The sequence below is a fragment of the Snodgrassella sp. M0351 genome, from assembly GCF_016100575.1.
In the GTDB taxonomy this organism is placed as follows: Bacteria; Pseudomonadota; Gammaproteobacteria; order Burkholderiales; family Neisseriaceae; genus Snodgrassella; species Snodgrassella alvi.
This window is the reverse complement of the sequence record NZ_JACFSG010000001.1, coordinates 1179960-1195374: the sequence shown is the minus strand read 5'-3', so window position 1 is coordinate 1195374 and position 15415 is coordinate 1179960. Positions and strand designations below refer to the sequence as shown.

Below are 15415 nucleotides of genomic sequence, written 5' to 3'. Positions count from 1 at the left end.
TCAATATTTTTACTGATTTATATTATTGTTTTATCTATATTTATTAAATATGGCATTAAAAGAATAATTTTTTATTATTATAAATGATGGGGTATTGATAAATTCCCCATCATAGCTCATCTCATCTGCATTTTCATTTACTGAATTGCCATCTTATGCACTTGAATTAGTAACGATATGTCCCGTTTAGAAAAAAATTGTCAAATGTGCTTATTAGGCCAAACTGCGATCCTGGTTAGTATTGCAATAATTAATTATATGGAGCAATGCTTTTGGCTACATTACTGAGTCCTTGAGCCAGAGCATTAACCATATTATTGTAGCCATTGCCTTGCTGAGGTAGCCGGACATTAAAATTCTGACCTTGTTCATTATTAATACCCTGCCAGCTGCTGTAACCACTGATGTAGATATAACCATCATAGCTACCTTGAAAAGACTGTATATATACAGTTAGTGTGGTTTTAGTTTTATTTTCAGGAGTAAACAGATAGCGAATACTTTGTTTATTAAGTTCATTGGCCAGTGTCTGACTAATTTCATCGCCAAGATCATCAGCCCATAGATGCTGCTGGGCAAAGTGCAGAGTTGTCGGACTGTCCTGATAAACTAAATTCCCCTGATTAAGGCGCTCAGCCAGTACCACTTTAAGTTGTACCGGAATTCTCTGGCTGCCGGCCGGTAATTGATAGTTACTGCCGGGTAGCTGATAGTAGGTAATCGGATTACCGGCACATGCACCAAGCGTCAGACTGACAGCACAGACAAGTGGTAACAAAATTTTCATTATCTGGCTCCTTTTGGCTCCGGATCATGCCCGCGACGATTAAAAATCAGGGCATTGGGTTGTTGTTTCAGGGTTTTCAGTGTTGGCTGTGCATCTTTCAGGGTGCTGTCAATACTTTTCAGAGTTTGCTGAATATCACCATATAGAGGTGAGGTGCTGGATACACCTTGTAATGTAGTCCGTAATTCTTTCAGAGTAGCCGCCAGCTCAGCAGGTAGTTGCTGAGTTTTATTTTGTGATAACAAGCGGTCTGCACTGGCCAGAGTCGTTTTTAATTGCGCCAGTGTCATATCCAGCTGTTTCATGGTGTTTTCTATAGGCAGCTTATTCATTTTGGCTAATAGTGCAGTCAATTGATTCTGAATCATATCAAGTCCGGTATGGGTGCTGCTGATAACGGTATATCCCTGATATTGTGCTACTGGTTTAAACAGTGATTCTCCCGCTTGCGCCTGAGATAAACTAATATACTGATTACCAGTAATCAGATTGTCTTTTTCCAGAGATGCAGATAACCCCAGATTAAGTGCCTGCTGGATTTGCTGCTGCCAGATTTTATCATCTTGTTTGCCAGCATTTATTTCCATACGTCCCGGCTCAATACGTAAACGTACTGGTATCCAGCCATGCTGGAAGAGTTTATGGCTGTCATTCGGGGCAAAGTAAGGTACATCTGCAACAGAACCGATATTAATACCCTGATATTCTACCGGAGCACCAACGCTGAGTCCGCGTACAGACTGCTGGAAGAATACAACATAGTATTGAGCACGGTTTGTCGGCAGGTTATCCAGCTCCCGTTCGCTATTGTAGAGAGTAAATTCGGTATTGTTGGCAACAGGATTGCCTTTACCCTCAAACATGGTTTTGAATACGATTGCACCGGAGAGCAGTGCGGGTATGGGAGCTGAATCAATATGTACACCGCCGCCAGAAGCAGTAACCTGCAGGCCGGTCTGCAGCCAGAATTTAACTTTGTCGCCTATCAGGCTGTCATACGGACTATTGATGTAGACCTGATAATGTACACTGTTGTCTTTAGGGTCAAAATAGGCTTTTTCAATTTGTCCGGCACTGATATCTCCGTAAAGTACCGGGCTGCCCGGATTAAGCAGTTTGTCACTGTGGCCTTTCAGACGCAAACGCATACCACTTTGCGATATGGCAGTAACAGGAGGTAAATCAGCTACGGTAAATGTTTCTGCTCTTTCTTTGCTGTGCCCCGGAGTGAAAGCGATATATGAACCGGAAACTAAGGTATTCAGACCGGTAATACCACTCTGATCTATGCGTGGTTTAACAATCCAGAACTGAGTGTCTTTACGTAACATATTTTTGACGTCAGCGGTCATCTGCGCTTTGATTTGTACGCCTTTTTCATCCGGGCTGATTCTGATTGCAGTAACTTTACCGACGGTGACGTTCATGACTTTAATGGTAGTCGTGTTAATTTCAAGCCCGTCCGCGTCTTTTATATACAAAGTAATTTCCGGCCCTGTATGGCGAAGATGCTGAAAAAGTAGCCATGCCCCGGTTAATAATGCCAGCACCGGAATAATCCACACCAGTACGTTAAAGGGTGGATTACGTTTTACTGTGGCAGTTGCCTGCGGCGTCTGATTGTCAGATTGACTCATGATGAGAATGCCTTTTACTGCTGTTTTTATAATGAGGTTTATGGTGTTTTCTTTGTTGTACTGCTTCATCCCAGAGTAAACGCGGGTCGAAACTCAGTGCAGAAACCATGGTCAGGATGACAACTGCACAAAAATAAATGGTGGCAGCACCCGGGGTTACATTGGCCAGTGGTGTGGAAAATGCCGACATGAGAATGATAACGACAAATATATCAATCATTGACCAACGCCCGATTGATTCGGTAATGCGGTAGAGTATGGTTAATTTGTGTGCAGACATTAATGGACGGTAAGCAGCAGAATACAGTAAAACCAGCATAGAAATAATTTTCAATATGGGAATGGCCATACTGGCACTAAATATAACAACTGCAATTAAAACGTCACCATCATTCCACATGTATTCTATACCATCAAGAATGGTACTAGAAAGATTGGTGCCCGGCGAGCGGGTAATCATCATCGGCAATAAATTAGCCGGTATATAGAAAATAATGGCTGCCAGCAGAAAGGACATACTAATGCTCAGACTTAACGGTTTACGGCGGCTCAGATACGAACCGCAGACGCTGCATACATTCAGGCTGGCTGGTTGCTCAAAAAGACAATAATTACAGTTGATGGTATCAGCACCATTGTTCTGTAAAACAGGGTCATTGCCGGTAAGGCGCTGTATCTGATAAAAAATCCAGTGTTCAGGTACACCCTGGGAAGTACGGATAAGTAAAATGGCCAGTACCATCATCAGCCAGAAAGCAAGTCCGAAATGAATTTGTGCCATACCACTGATTTTAATATAAGCTACCAGTGTGGCAATATAAAATACATCGACCATAATCCAGTGGCGCAGACGAACCAGTGTACGGGTAGCGTATAGCATACCGGGTAATATCTGCCGGTAGCGCAAACCTGTGTATACGTACAGACACAATAACAGAAACAGTACCGGCGAACCAAAAGTTAACAGGAACATGACTTCCGCCAGCAAAGAATAATCCTGCTGGGCCAGTGTCTCAACCATATACGGAATAGTTAGCTCTACATGTATGCCAAGTAAATCTATGCTCATGTATAACTGTGTATACACAATTAACATGATAATTAATGAAGCAATAGCATAAGCTGTTGGCGTATCCAGTGGATGATGTTCAATTCTGACCAGATGCTGCCTGCAACGGGGGCAATGAGCATATTCGCCGGGAGTCAGCGAAGGAATAGACAGAGAAAGACCACAGCAGGGGCAGCCAACATGATGTGCCGGCAGGCTGCCATCTGGCAAGTCAGTTAATGAAGTTTGCGCCTGTTGTGTGGAACGGTAGCTCAAGATATCAAATTTCAATTATAAAAATAGCTATATAAAAAATAACTTAACAGAGATATAAATTCTCTGTTAAGTTTAATATACGTAATTTAATGATAATGTGCAATTATCTTATAACGCAGCAAGTACGGCATCACCCATCTGGCTGCATGAAATACGCGTACAACCTTCTTCAAATATATCACTTGTCCGCAAACCTTGTGCCAGCACTTTGCCTACAGCTGCTTCGATTCGCTGAGCTGCATCTTCGTTATTCAGGCTGTAACGTAAAAGCATCGCTAAAGAAAGTATAGTAGCCAGTGGATTAGCCAGATTCTGACCGGCAATATCAGGAGCAGAACCATGTGAGGGTTCATACATGCCCTTACCGGTTTCATTAAGAGAAGCGGAGGGCAGCATACCAATAGAGCCGGAAAGCATTGAAGCCTGATCAGAAAGAATATCACCGAAGATGTTGCCTGTTACGATAACGTCAAATTGCTTAGGTGCTTTAACTAGTTGCATGGCGGCGTTGTCTACGTACATATGGCTAACACTGACATCAGGATAATCTTTACTCATTTCTGTAATGATTTCACGCCATAATTCTGTTGTTTCCAGAACATTAGCTTTATCAACGGAACAAAGTTTTTTGTTGCGTTTTTGTGCTGCTTCAAACGCAATTTTACCGATACGGCGAATTTCACTCTCACTGTAACGCATGGTGTTGATACCTTCGCGTTCACCGTTAGCTAATGTATGAATTCCGCGCGGTTCGCCAAAATAAATATCGCCGGTTAATTCACGCACGATAAGAATATTCAGTCCGGAAACTACTTCCGGTTTTAATGTAGAAGCATTGGCCAGCTCTGGATAGAGAATTGCCGGACGCAGATTGCCAAAAAGATTGAGGTCTTTGCGTATGGCCAGCAGACCGCGTTCGGGGCGTAAAGAACGTTCCAGTTTATCGTATTGAGGACCGCCGACTGCGCCAAGCAATACTGCATCTGCCTGACGACAGATATTCTGAGTAAATTCAGGGTAAGGATGTCCGTATTCATCATAGGCTGCTCCGCCCAATGGTGCATACTGATAATCTGCATCCAGCCCCTCTGCAATCAGTTTGTCCAGAACGCGTACGGTTTGTCCGATGATTTCCGGTCCGATACCGTCACCGGGAAGAATAGCAATATGTTTGCTCATTTTATTCTTTCTGCTTATCGATTAATGACTGATAATTTTGAGTTGTCAGTTAGTTTTTCAGATTATAAATGATTGAAAATTTCTGATTCAGTCAGGACTGATACAGCCATGGTTGTTGTTGCTTATGTTTATTTTCATATGCTTTGATAGCATCAGCATGTTGCAATGTCAGTCCGATTTCATCCAGACCGTTAAGCAGACAGTGTTTGCGGTGTTCAGTAATCTCAAAATGATAATGTTTTCCGTCTGGCGTGTTAACAGTTTGTTCCGGCAGATTAATATTTAGCCGATAACCTTCGTGAGCTGTCACATCATGAAATAAGAGATCAACAGTTTCTTCAGACAGAACGATAGGTAATAAGCCATTTTTGTAGCAGTTATTGAAAAAGATATCAGCAAAAGAAGGTGCAATAATGGCACGGAAGCCATAATCATCCAGAGCCCAGGGAGCGTGCTCACGGCTGGAGCCGCAACCGAAGTTTTTCCGTGTGAGCAGAATATGCGCGCCCTGATATCGTGGCTGATTAAGCACAAAATCAGGATTTAGCGGACGTTTACTGTTATCCATACCTGGCTCACCATGATCCAGATAACGCCATTCATCAAATGCATTCGGCCCGAAGCCGCTGCGTTTAATGGATTTAAGAAATTGTTTGGGAATGATTGCATCAGTATCTACATTAGCGCGGTCAAGAGGCGCTACGAGTGCAGTAAGAGTAGTAAAAGATTTCATGCGGTATTTCAGTATTTTGTAGTTTATGATTGAATTCTATGCAAGCCCTTGCGGGCTTGCATGCAGTTACATTTCTGAACGTACGTTGTCAGAAGCATTACTTACAGCCTGACCGCCGGCAGAAATATCGCGGCCTACACCGGAAACAGTATGACAACCGGCCAGAAAACCAACAATAGCAAGACTCAAAAGCATTAATTTTTTCATGATTTTATCCTTGTATTGTTATCTGTTGGCAGCATTGGATAAATGTTGACCACCAGCTTTGACATCCTGTCCCACGCCATGAATTGTGTGGCAACCAGTAACTACGGCCATAACCATTGCAGCAATTAACAACATTTTTTTCATACCGTACTCCTTCAACAAAGATAAATATTAACAAATTCAATCAGAACTACATGCTTATCATGCACTTGCTGGATTAAAACTGCAAGTTATTCACTTTATATCTGTCGCACATCGGTAAAATGTCCGGTAATGGCAGCAGCCGCTGCCATGGCCGGACTAACCAGATGAGTACGTCCGCCGTTGCCCTGTCTGCCTTCAAAATTCCGGTTAGACGTTGAGGCACAGCGCTCCTGCGGCTGTAAACGGTCTGCATTCATGGCCAGACACATTGAGCAACCCGGTTCACGCCACTCAAATCCAGCTGCTGTAAAGATTTTATCTAGTCCTTCTGCTTCTGCCTGCTGCTTAACCAGACCGGAACCGGGTACAATCAATACCCTTTTTACATTATCTGCTTTGTGATGTCCTTCTGCGACACTGGCAGCAATGCGTAGGTCTTCAATTCGTCCGTTTGTACAGGAACCAATAAAAACAACATCAACCGGAATCTCATTAACTGGAGTACCAGCTGTTAATCCCATATATTGTAATGCGCGTTGCATACCTTCCCGTTTAACCGGATCAGTTTCTGCAGCAGGGTCTGGTACTTGCTGATTGACTGCAATCACCATTTCTGGTGATGTTCCCCATGTTACCTGTGGTTCTATATCAGCAGCATTAAAGTGGTAGGTTTTATCAAAATGTGCGCCTTCATCGGATACTAAAGTGTGCCAGTAGCTGACAGCCTGATCCCACAGCTCACCCTGAGGTGCAAAATGACGGTTTTTAATGTAATCAATAGTTGTCTGGTCGACGGCAACCAAACCGGAGCGGGCACCGGCCTCAATGGCCATGTTGCATAAGGTCATGCGACCTTCCATAGAAAGATTACGAATAGTCTCGCCGCCAAATTCAATTGCATAGCCTGTACCACCGGCTGTACCTATTTGCCCGATAATATATAAAGCAATATCTTTGGCTGTGATACCTGTTTTGAGGGCGCCATCGATTTTAATCAGCATGGTTTTTGATTTTTTCGCAGTAATACACTGTGTTGCCATCACGTGCTCTACTTCTGATGTGCCAATACCATGAGCAAGTGCCCCGAATGCACCATGTGTAGAGGTGTGTGAATCACCGCATACTACAGTCATCCCAGGTAAAGTTGCTCCCTGTTCAGGTCCGACAACATGCACAATACCTTGATTGATATTTTTAAACGGATAATATTTCTCTACACCGAATTCGCGAATATTTTTATCCAGTGTATTGACCTGAAGTTTGGATATCGGGTCAGTAATTCCTTCATCCCAGTGATCGGTCGGTGTGTTATGGTCAGCAGTGGCCACAATGCTTTGTTCACGCCAGAGCGGACGGTGAGCAAGTTTCAGTCCCTCAAAAGCCTGCGGACTGGTTACTTCATGTACAAGATGGCGGTCAATATAAAGTAAAACTGTACCATCAGCCTGTTCTTGGACAATATGGCTATTCCACAGTTTTTCATACAAGGTTTGTGCATTCATTGTAGTAGCTTTGTTTTGTTATGTTTTATGTGTGATGCATCTTAATACTGTTAAGGTGGTTTTACAAGTATTTTGTCTAAAAAATAAAATTTTGGACTAAAATAAGCAAAATTGTCGAATATTTTAGACTAAATGTCTAATTTACCTGTTTGAATTCTCCATAAATCATTTGATTTAAGCTGGTTAATCTGAATCATGTGTGGTGAAGACTATAGATAATAGTTGCTGTTTTATAAAGATTAGAAGTTACTGGTTTCAAGCTGGCTGGCACTTTTTCAAATAATAGTAAGCGATGCTTTTATCTGGATATCTGTGTTAACTTAATAAAATGTGTTTATATATTCGGTAGTAATCAGAAAAAAGTATGTACAAAGGATAGTTTATCTGTCGATATCTAAATTTTTATATTAAAAAATAATATTTTCAATATGTTATATTCTTGTAGCTGGTTTGGTTTATATTTATGGCTGCCTGCTTGAATCTGTCTGAAAATAAAACCTTTAGTTGAGCCAAACTTAAAAAGAATACCCTCTGAACCGGCAAAATTATATAGAATACCGCATGTGCAGCAAAAATGCTGGGTATGAATGTAGAAAGGAATGAAATATGAGTTTACCTGATGTAGCCTCAGCGCATCGTGAAGAATTGCAGGATTTTGAACGTGCAATTTTAGCCAGTCAAACACAGATTGAATCATGGTTTCGTGCTCAATGGCGACATCACCACGCTCCTTTTTACGGTTCTGTGGATATTCGTAACAGCGGATATAAATTAGCCAGCATAGATATGAATCTGTTTCCGGGCGGATTTAATAATCTGAATCCCGTTTTTCTTCCGCTGGCATCAGTAGCAGCACAGGATGCCGTAGAACGTGCCTGTGCAGATGCACAATCAGTTTTACTGATTCCCGAAAACCATACGCGCAACACTTTTTATTTACAAAATGTCTATGCGCTGTATTCTATCTTGCGCCATGTCGGATTAGATGTTCGTATCGGAACCCTGAATCCTGAGATTACAGAGGTTACCACGCTAGAAACAGCGCTGGGTGATCACATTACGCTGGAACCTGTACAGCGACAGGGCAATCTTTTACAGCTGGCCGACGGTTTCACCCCTTGCATGATTCTCCTGAATAATGATTTATCTGGCGGTGTGCCGGAAATATTGCAGGGTTTGGAGCAAACATTATTGCCTCCGTTAAAAGCAGGGTGGACTACAAGGCGTAAAAGTACACATTTTCAGGCCTATAATCAGGTAGCTTCTGAGTTTGCACAATTAGTAGGTATAGATGAGTGGACAATTAATCCTTACTTCGAAGTATGCAGTGGTTTGGATTTTACCAGTCATGAAGGAGAAAACCGGCTGGCTGAAACTGTCGAAAGATTATTGCAGCGTATTCAGCACAAATACGATGAAATAGGTATTCAGGATAAACCATTTGTTATTGTTAAAGCCGATGCCGGTACTTATGGTATGGGTGTCATGAGTGTGCATTCTGCTGAAGAAGTACGCGGTTTAAATCGTAAAAAACGCAATAAAATGGCTAAAATCAAAGAGGGCCTGGAAGTAAGCGAAGTAATCGTACAGGAAGGAATTTATACTTATGAAACGCTGAATGGCGCAACAGCCGAGCCAGTGGTATATATGATGGACCGGTTTGTTATTGGTGGTTTTTACCGGGTACATCAGGATCGCGGACCGGATGAAAATCTGAATGCTGTTGGTATGCATTTTGTACCATTACAATGCAATATTGCTTCTCTGGATACTCAGAGTGCTGAAGAAGCAGCCAGTAAACGGGAATTTAAACCATGGGAACAGCTGGGCATACCGCAAACAGAAAATGTCACTCAAGCCAGAGATTGCGAAAGTATCCGCTTATATGTTTACGGAGTGCTGGCCAGACTGTCACTTTTGGCCGCAGCCATTGAGTTGGAAAATATGTCTGAACCGGCGGTTTAATTTATCCAGATTGATTAAATGATTTGCTGAATGTTAAAAGTATGAAAACCGGCCTCAGTATTAATAAAAATTTATTTTTAAAGTAAGTGTTTATAATGAAAAAAATTCGTGTTTTAACTGGTGTAACGCCAAGCGGAGTTCCGCACCTGGGTAATTACGTAGGGGCAATTCGTCCGGCAATACAAGCAAGTATGAACTCAGAAGTAGAATCTTTTCTGTTTTTATCTGATTATCATGCGCTGATTAAATGTCATGAACCTGAAAAAGTACATGAATCTACCAAAGCTGTAGCAGCAACCTGGCTTGCCTGCGGTCTTGATCCGGAACGGACAACTTTTTACCGTCAGACGGATATTCCTGAAGTAATGGAATTGAACTGGATACTTACCTGTAATACAGCCAAAGGTTTGATGAACCGGGCACATGCCTATAAAGCTGCGGTACAGGAAAATGCAGAAAAAGGGCAGGAAGATCCGGATCACGGAGTTGAAATGGGACTGTTCTGTTATCCGATGCTGATGAGTGCGGATATCCTGATGTTTAATGCGGATAAAGTACCGGTAGGGCGTGATCAGATTCAGCATCTTGAAATGGCGCGTGATATTGCCGGACGATTTAATCATCGTTATAAACCGTTATTTACGTTACCGGAAGCTCAAATTGATGACAACGTTGAAACTCTGGTAGGGCTGGACGGCCGGAAGATGAGCAAAAGTTATGGCAATACCATTCCATTGTTTGAGTCTGAGAAAAAATTGCAGAAAGCTGTTAATAAAATTGTTACCAATCTGAAAGAACCCGGTGAAGCCAAACAACCGGATGAAAGTCCGCTGTTTGATATTTATAAGGCATTTGCAACTCCGGCAGAAACTTTACAGTTTACTCAGATGCTAGCTGACGGGCTGGCCTGGGGTGAGGCTAAAAAAATTCTGGCTGCAAAAATTAATGAAGAACTGGCTGAAAAACGTGAACGTTTCGAGCAGCTTAACGCACAACCATCCTTAATTGAGGATATTTTGCAGGCTGGAGCAGTAAAAGCACGTCAGACAGCAAAACCTTTGCTGGAAGCGGTACGTGAAGCTGTGGGTATCCGTTCACTCAAATAAATAATGTGGTAATTATCCGGACGGGAATAATTTTATCCTGACCGGATAAAAATTCTAACAGGTAAATTCAATGAAAATCTTATTTATTGCAGACCCGATGGCGAGTTTCAAAACTTATAAAGATACGACTTATGCCATGATGCGCGAAATGTCTCAGCGGGGCTGGAAACTGTTTCACACCTTAGCGGGTGACTTGAGTGTGCAAAATGAGTATGTGACAGCAAAGACAGATGAATTTGATTTTATTGGAGCAAAAGATAAATATGACCATGCATGGTTTAATGTTTTATCTCAGCAGCAATGTACCTTAAATAGTTTTGATGCAGTAATCATGCGTACAGATCCGCCTTTTGATATGCAGTATCTGTACGCTACTCATTTGCTGACATTGGCTGCTACTCAGGGTGCGCATGTATATAACAGTGGTCAGGCTATGCGTGATTTTAATGAAAAACTGGCTATTCTGAATTTTCCTGAGCTTACCGCACCAACACTGGTTACTACCCGCGCTGCAGACATACGTGAATTTTTAACCCGGCATCATGACATTATTATTAAGCCTCTGGATGGTATGGGAGGAATGGGTATCTTTCGTCTGACGCTAAGTGATCCCAATATCGGCAGTATTCTGGAAATGCTGATGCATCTGGATAGTCGAACTATCATGGCACAACGTTATATTCCGGAAATTGTGCATGGTGATAAACGTATATTGGTTATTGGCGGAAAAGTCGTTCCGTATGCGCTGGCTCGTATTCCGCAGCAGGGGGAAACGCGCGGAAATCTGGCTGCCGGTGGAAAGGGTGTGGCTCAGCCATTGAGTCAACGAGATCAGCAGATTGCAGAAACACTTGCTCCGGAACTGGTACGCAGAGGGATTTTACTTGCCGGCCTGGATGTTATTGGTGATTACCTCACTGAAATTAATGTAACCAGCCCGACGGGTTTTCAGGAAATTACCAGTCAAACTGATTGTAATGTACCGGCACTTTTTGCTGATGCAGTGGAAGAAGCCGCCCGCTTATATGGCTCTCCGGTTTGATACTTAAAAACTCAATTAAAAATTCGATATAACAAGGATAATATTTGATCATGCCTGAAAATAATCAATCGTTTGCAACATCGATTAAAGGTAAAAAGGGCTTACGCCGTATATTCAATGCCTATGGTTATTCTCTGGCGGGTTTGAAGGCAGCTTGCAGTGAATCGGCTTTTCGCCAGCTGCTGGCATTAAATAGTGTATTGATTGTACTTGTATTTGTACTGGATTTTGGTAGCCTGACACGAATGGTATTAATCATGGCATCGTTTTTAAGCTGGATTGTGGAATTATTTAATACTGCTATTGAAGCTGCAGTAGATCACACTTCGCTGGAAAAGCATCCTCTGGCAAAGCGAGCCAAAGATACGGCTTCAGCAGCTCAATTGTTAACCATGCTATTGCTGGCTATATTATGGTCAATGGCATTGTGGCGCGACTATTTTGTAAACTGGTTATAAGTCACAATTAAATTTAGGATCCGGGCAGAATAATTACATAATAATGACAGCCTGATTCTGAAAAATATTGCCAAACTATTTACATTTTCTTCATATAGCAGAATATATACATATCTGGCAGATATACTGAGAAGGAAAGGGCAGACAATGCATTTTTTGCTGATTTTATTACCGGTGTTTGGTATTTTCGTCACGGGTTTTATCGCTCAGAAGACATTGAAATTTGATATTGCCGGTTTATCAAAAATGTCTTTGTATATTCTGTCTCCCTTTCTGGCTTTCAAAACTTTCTATAATCACCCGCTAACTAGTGCTTATGTTTATTATGCTTTTTATGTTCTGGCATTGTGTGTCGGGCTGATTATACTGGTTTATCTCTGGTCGGCATTTTGTCATTATAAAAATCAGGATAATTGTACTCTGATTCTGGCTTCATGCTTTATGAATAACGGTAATTATGGCACTCCGGTAATTCTGGTATTTTTTGGTAGTGCCGGTTTTGATATTGCTGTTATTCTGATGATATTACAGCAATTTATTATGAGCACCATCGGCACTTATTATGCTGCTAAAGGCAGTAGTGATGTTGATGGTATTAGCCAGAATACCGTACTGAAAAAAGTCTTAAGAATGCCGATTATTTATGGCGCATTGTTCGGATTAATATTTCAATTACTGCATATTCCTTTAAGTAAGGAAATTATGCTGGCAGTGGGCATGATCGGGGATTCATCTATTCCGGTAATTATGCTGATTCTGGGCATGCAGCTGGCTACATTGCATATCAGGCAGATTGAAACAGCCAAAATCAGTTTTGCGCTGGTTATCCGATTACTGATTTCACCACTATGGGCAATGTTGCTCGTATATTTTATGCCAATAGATCTGATGGCTAAAAAAGTGCTTATAGTGCTGGCGGCAATGCCTACCGCGGCTAACACTACATTACTGGCTGTCCAGTTCAATACCAGACCACAGCTTGTATCTACAGCTACCTTTATCAGCACGGTTTTAAGTTTAATTACTTTGCCTGTTGTTCTGATGCTGGTTCAGCCTCCGGTTATGCATTTATAAATAATATAAATAAAATTCTTACAAATGCTTCTGGTTGGGATATCTGTATTTAATAACAGTTATTACCTGATGTAATAACTGTTATTACGGCTGCTGTAATGCACTTTTACCTGAGAACTGCTATAAAAATAAAAAATTTAATACTGAATCAGGTTTAATGATATGAAAGTCAGTCAGCTGCAAAATTATAAAAGTATCTTGTATTTATTAATCACGGTTGCAGGCTGGGGAATTATGTATCCTGCCTCAAAACATGCTGTTTCTTCTGGTATTGATGGTTATTATCTTACCTGTATTCGCTATGTGCCTGGTGCCCTGCTGGTTAGTCTGGTATTGATTATTCAGGAAGGAAAACAGAGTTTTCGGACAGAAAATAAAACTTTGCAGCTTTGGTTTTTCGGTAGCGTCGGTTTTGCCGGATTGAATTTTTTTACATTTATCGGTATAGGATTCTCATCAGCTGAACATGCAACGATTATTCTGGCTTTAATGCCTTTATTATCCCTGATTTTATTTTCAATAATTCATCGCATTTTGCCGGATTTTCGCACAATCATCTGCATGCTATTGGCTTTTACTGGCATTGTTCTGGTGATTACCGATGGAAATTTTAACCATTTACTTGCCTCATCAAGTTTTATCGGCGACATATTATTACTCACAGCAACTGTTTGCTGGGTAATATATACTTATTTTGCCAATACGATGATTTCAAAATATGATTGGAGTGCATTGCGTATAACCGCTCTGAGCTCTTCATTAGGAATGTTAACCATCATAGCAATAACTATGATTGCGACTTTGCTGGGATATGCCGGCAGACCGGAAATGAAAGCCATATTAGCAAGCAGACTGGATATTTTTATACTGATTATCACTGCGCTGGTTATCATTAGCTGGAATGCCGGTATTAAAGGTCTGGGTGCAGTTAATGGTATTTTGTTTGTTAATCTGGTACCGGTTATTTCGTCTGTTATCGGAATTTTTCAGGGGCATAAAATTTCTGTAGTGGAAATGTGCGGTATGGCTATAACTTTGGTCGCGTTGGTGCTAAATAATATTTTTATGCGAAATAATCAACAGACTAATGATTAGATTCAAATGATTTAAAGCATTATCAGAATGAAAAAACGTTTAAAAAGCATGCATATAGCTAGTCTTGAATTGTTTTTGACGGCTGCTGAAAATGAAAATTTTTCTACAGCTGCACAATATCTGAATATTACACCGGCAGCAGTTAGTCGTTCAATTAAGCGTCTTGAGGAAAGAATAGGGGTTGAATTATTTAGTCGCAATACTCGTAAAACAAAATTAACGCCAGAAGGACGAATTTATTATACAAAATGTACTGAAGTTCTGGAGTCATTAATCAGTACCGAAAAGGCACTGAAAGTAAACAAGGAGGCAATTTCCGGTAAATTGAAAATAAGCGTTCCGGAAACTTTTTTTAATTATAAAATAATACCCTATGTAAAATGCTTTTGTGCACAGTATCCGCAGCTTAAGCTTGACTTTCATGTAACAAACCGCAATATTGACTTTGTAACGGAAACTTATGATATTGCTGTAAGACTGATTCAGCCGGATACCAGACTGGAACCATTTTTAGTTAAAAGGAATTATATTGTGCCACATCCGGTTTGTTTGCCAGTCCTGAATATTTGTCTGAGAATAATATAATATATGAACCGGCTGATATTCAAAATCATAAGTGTATCAATTTCAGTATCAGCCAGAATAATAAAAAATTTTCATGGAAATATATAGATAAAAGCACAGCACACAGTAATGGAACTGATCAGATACACGTATTTGACAGTATGCTGGCAACAAAATTTCTGGCCATTAATGGCAATGGTATTGTTCAGCTTTTTCGATTTGCTGTTCAGGAAGAGTTACAATCCGGCAAGCTGGTCGAAATATTACCGGAATGTTCTCAGGATAATCAATGGGAGTTTTGTTTTCTTTATCCGCAAAGCAATAAAAATTCGGCAAAACTACGGGTTTTTATTGATTATTTCAGTAAACAAATAAAATAATCAGTTTTTCTGCATAATTTATATAAACAGATTTATTTATCTGGATAGGTTCTGTTTGATAAATTGACAAAATCTTTTGCTGCTGTTTTCTCTTGCCGGCAAAATAATCGGACTATTCAGGTTAATTGTAAATAAAATAGCTGATTTAGTGATCAGTAACGCCTGTTTTCAAGATAATTGTATTTTTTCCGGATAAAGATATTTGCTAATTAGTTCAG

At 40.8% G+C, this 15415-nt stretch carries 16 protein-coding genes; 8 read left to right on the top strand and 8 right to left on the bottom strand.

What is annotated here, in order from left to right; translation table 11 throughout:
• Positions 1-250: 250 nt before the first annotated feature.
• From H3V01_RS05385 to leuC, 8 genes are all read right to left on the bottom strand, one after another.
• Positions 251-787, bottom strand: coding sequence for a PqiC family protein (locus tag H3V01_RS05385; RefSeq protein WP_025330978.1), 537 nt, complete (start codon positions 785-787; stop codon positions 251-253).
• Positions 787-2424: an intermembrane transport protein PqiB gene (gene pqiB / locus H3V01_RS05380; protein ID WP_198186189.1), complete on the bottom strand. Its 1638-nt coding sequence runs from the start codon at positions 2422-2424 to the stop codon at positions 787-789. The genes H3V01_RS05385 and pqiB overlap by 1 nt, the downstream gene beginning before the upstream one ends.
• Entirely contained in the window at positions 2411-3748 is a 1338-nt protein-coding gene (locus tag H3V01_RS05375) for a paraquat-inducible protein A (protein WP_232332595.1), read from the bottom strand. The genes pqiB and H3V01_RS05375 overlap by 14 nt, the downstream gene beginning before the upstream one ends.
• Positions 3749-3856: 108 nt before the next feature.
• Positions 3857-4927, bottom strand: coding sequence for a 3-isopropylmalate dehydrogenase (gene leuB, locus H3V01_RS05370; protein WP_037392326.1), 1071 nt, complete (start codon positions 4925-4927; stop codon positions 3857-3859).
• Between the two features lie 91 nt (positions 4928-5018).
• Positions 5019-5660 (bottom strand): 3-isopropylmalate dehydratase small subunit, encoded by a 642-nt coding sequence (gene leuD, locus H3V01_RS05365; protein ID WP_198186188.1) that lies wholly within the window; start codon positions 5658-5660, stop codon positions 5019-5021.
• Between the two features lie 66 nt (positions 5661-5726).
• Positions 5727-5867, bottom strand: coding sequence for an entericidin A/B family lipoprotein (locus tag H3V01_RS05360; RefSeq protein WP_051506459.1), 141 nt, complete (start codon positions 5865-5867; stop codon positions 5727-5729).
• 18 nt (positions 5868-5885) lie between these two features.
• Positions 5886-6011, bottom strand: coding sequence for an entericidin A/B family lipoprotein (locus tag H3V01_RS05355; protein ID WP_078474712.1), 126 nt, complete (start codon positions 6009-6011; stop codon positions 5886-5888).
• Positions 6012-6106: 95 nt separating this feature from the next.
• Positions 6107-7513: a 3-isopropylmalate dehydratase large subunit gene (leuC, locus tag H3V01_RS05350; RefSeq protein ID WP_084548021.1), complete on the bottom strand. Its 1407-nt coding sequence runs from the start codon at positions 7511-7513 to the stop codon at positions 6107-6109.
• Between the two features lie 606 nt (positions 7514-8119).
• Between leuC and gshA the strand changes: the two genes are divergently transcribed.
• The 8 genes from gshA to H3V01_RS11150 all read left to right on the top strand — a co-directional run bounded on the left by gshA (position 8120) and on the right by H3V01_RS11150 (position 15197).
• The gene (gene gshA, locus H3V01_RS05345; RefSeq protein WP_198186187.1) at positions 8120-9478 is read left to right on the top strand and encodes a glutamate--cysteine ligase; all 1359 of its coding nucleotides are present in this window, start codon (positions 8120-8122) and stop codon (positions 9476-9478) included.
• A 95-nt stretch (positions 9479-9573) separates the two neighbouring features.
• A complete protein-coding gene (gene trpS / locus H3V01_RS05340; protein WP_084562248.1) occupies positions 9574-10584 on the top strand; it encodes a tryptophan--tRNA ligase in 1011 nt (336 codons plus the stop codon).
• Between the two features lie 70 nt (positions 10585-10654).
• Positions 10655-11626 (top strand): glutathione synthase, encoded by a 972-nt coding sequence (gshB, locus tag H3V01_RS05335; RefSeq protein WP_198186186.1) that lies wholly within the window; start codon positions 10655-10657, stop codon positions 11624-11626.
• A 50-nt stretch (positions 11627-11676) separates the two neighbouring features.
• Entirely contained in the window at positions 11677-12084 is a 408-nt protein-coding gene (locus tag H3V01_RS05330; RefSeq protein ID WP_084553459.1) for a diacylglycerol kinase, read from the top strand.
• Between the two features lie 147 nt (positions 12085-12231).
• Entirely contained in the window at positions 12232-13158 is a 927-nt protein-coding gene (locus H3V01_RS05325; protein WP_198186185.1) for an AEC family transporter, read from the top strand.
• A 162-nt stretch (positions 13159-13320) separates the two neighbouring features.
• A complete protein-coding gene (locus H3V01_RS05320) occupies positions 13321-14253 on the top strand; it encodes a DMT family transporter (protein WP_096765951.1) in 933 nt (310 codons plus the stop codon).
• Between the two features lie 27 nt (positions 14254-14280).
• Entirely contained in the window at positions 14281-14838 is a 558-nt protein-coding gene (locus tag H3V01_RS11155) for a LysR family transcriptional regulator (protein WP_198186184.1), read from the top strand.
• Positions 14799-15197 (top strand): LysR substrate-binding domain-containing protein, encoded by a 399-nt coding sequence (locus tag H3V01_RS11150; RefSeq protein WP_370570115.1) that lies wholly within the window; start codon positions 14799-14801, stop codon positions 15195-15197. Before H3V01_RS11155 ends, H3V01_RS11150 begins: the two co-directional genes overlap by 40 nt.
• Positions 15198-15415 lie beyond the last annotated feature (218 nt).

Excerpts from the sequence above, each read along its gene's own strand:
- pqiB (WP_198186189.1), bottom strand. The coding sequence starts at position 2,424 with ATGAGTCAATCTGACAATCAGACGCCGCAGGCAACTGCCACAGTAAAA.
- leuC (WP_084548021.1), bottom strand. The coding sequence starts at position 7,513 with ATGAATGCACAAACCTTGTATGAAAAACTGTGGAATAGCCATATTGTC.
- H3V01_RS05325 (WP_198186185.1), top strand. The coding sequence starts at position 12,232 with ATGCATTTTTTGCTGATTTTATTACCGGTGTTTGGTATTTTCGTCACG.
- H3V01_RS05330 (WP_084553459.1), top strand. The coding sequence starts at position 11,677 with ATGCCTGAAAATAATCAATCGTTTGCAACATCGATTAAAGGTAAAAAG.
- trpS (WP_084562248.1), top strand. The coding sequence starts at position 9,574 with ATGAAAAAAATTCGTGTTTTAACTGGTGTAACGCCAAGCGGAGTTCCG.
- H3V01_RS05320 (WP_096765951.1), top strand. The coding sequence starts at position 13,321 with ATGAAAGTCAGTCAGCTGCAAAATTATAAAAGTATCTTGTATTTATTA.
- leuB (WP_037392326.1), bottom strand. The coding sequence starts at position 4,927 with ATGAGCAAACATATTGCTATTCTTCCCGGTGACGGTATCGGACCGGAA.
- gshA (WP_198186187.1), top strand. The coding sequence starts at position 8,120 with ATGAGTTTACCTGATGTAGCCTCAGCGCATCGTGAAGAATTGCAGGAT.
- H3V01_RS05360 (WP_051506459.1), bottom strand. The coding sequence starts at position 5,867 with ATGAAAAAATTAATGCTTTTGAGTCTTGCTATTGTTGGTTTTCTGGCC.
- H3V01_RS05385 (WP_025330978.1), bottom strand. The coding sequence starts at position 787 with ATGAAAATTTTGTTACCACTTGTCTGTGCTGTCAGTCTGACGCTTGGT.
- leuD (WP_198186188.1), bottom strand. The coding sequence starts at position 5,660 with ATGAAATCTTTTACTACTCTTACTGCACTCGTAGCGCCTCTTGACCGC.
- H3V01_RS05355 (WP_078474712.1), bottom strand. The coding sequence starts at position 6,011 with ATGAAAAAAATGTTGTTAATTGCTGCAATGGTTATGGCCGTAGTTACT.
- H3V01_RS11155 (WP_198186184.1), top strand. The coding sequence starts at position 14,281 with ATGAAAAAACGTTTAAAAAGCATGCATATAGCTAGTCTTGAATTGTTT.
- gshB (WP_198186186.1), top strand. The coding sequence starts at position 10,655 with ATGAAAATCTTATTTATTGCAGACCCGATGGCGAGTTTCAAAACTTAT.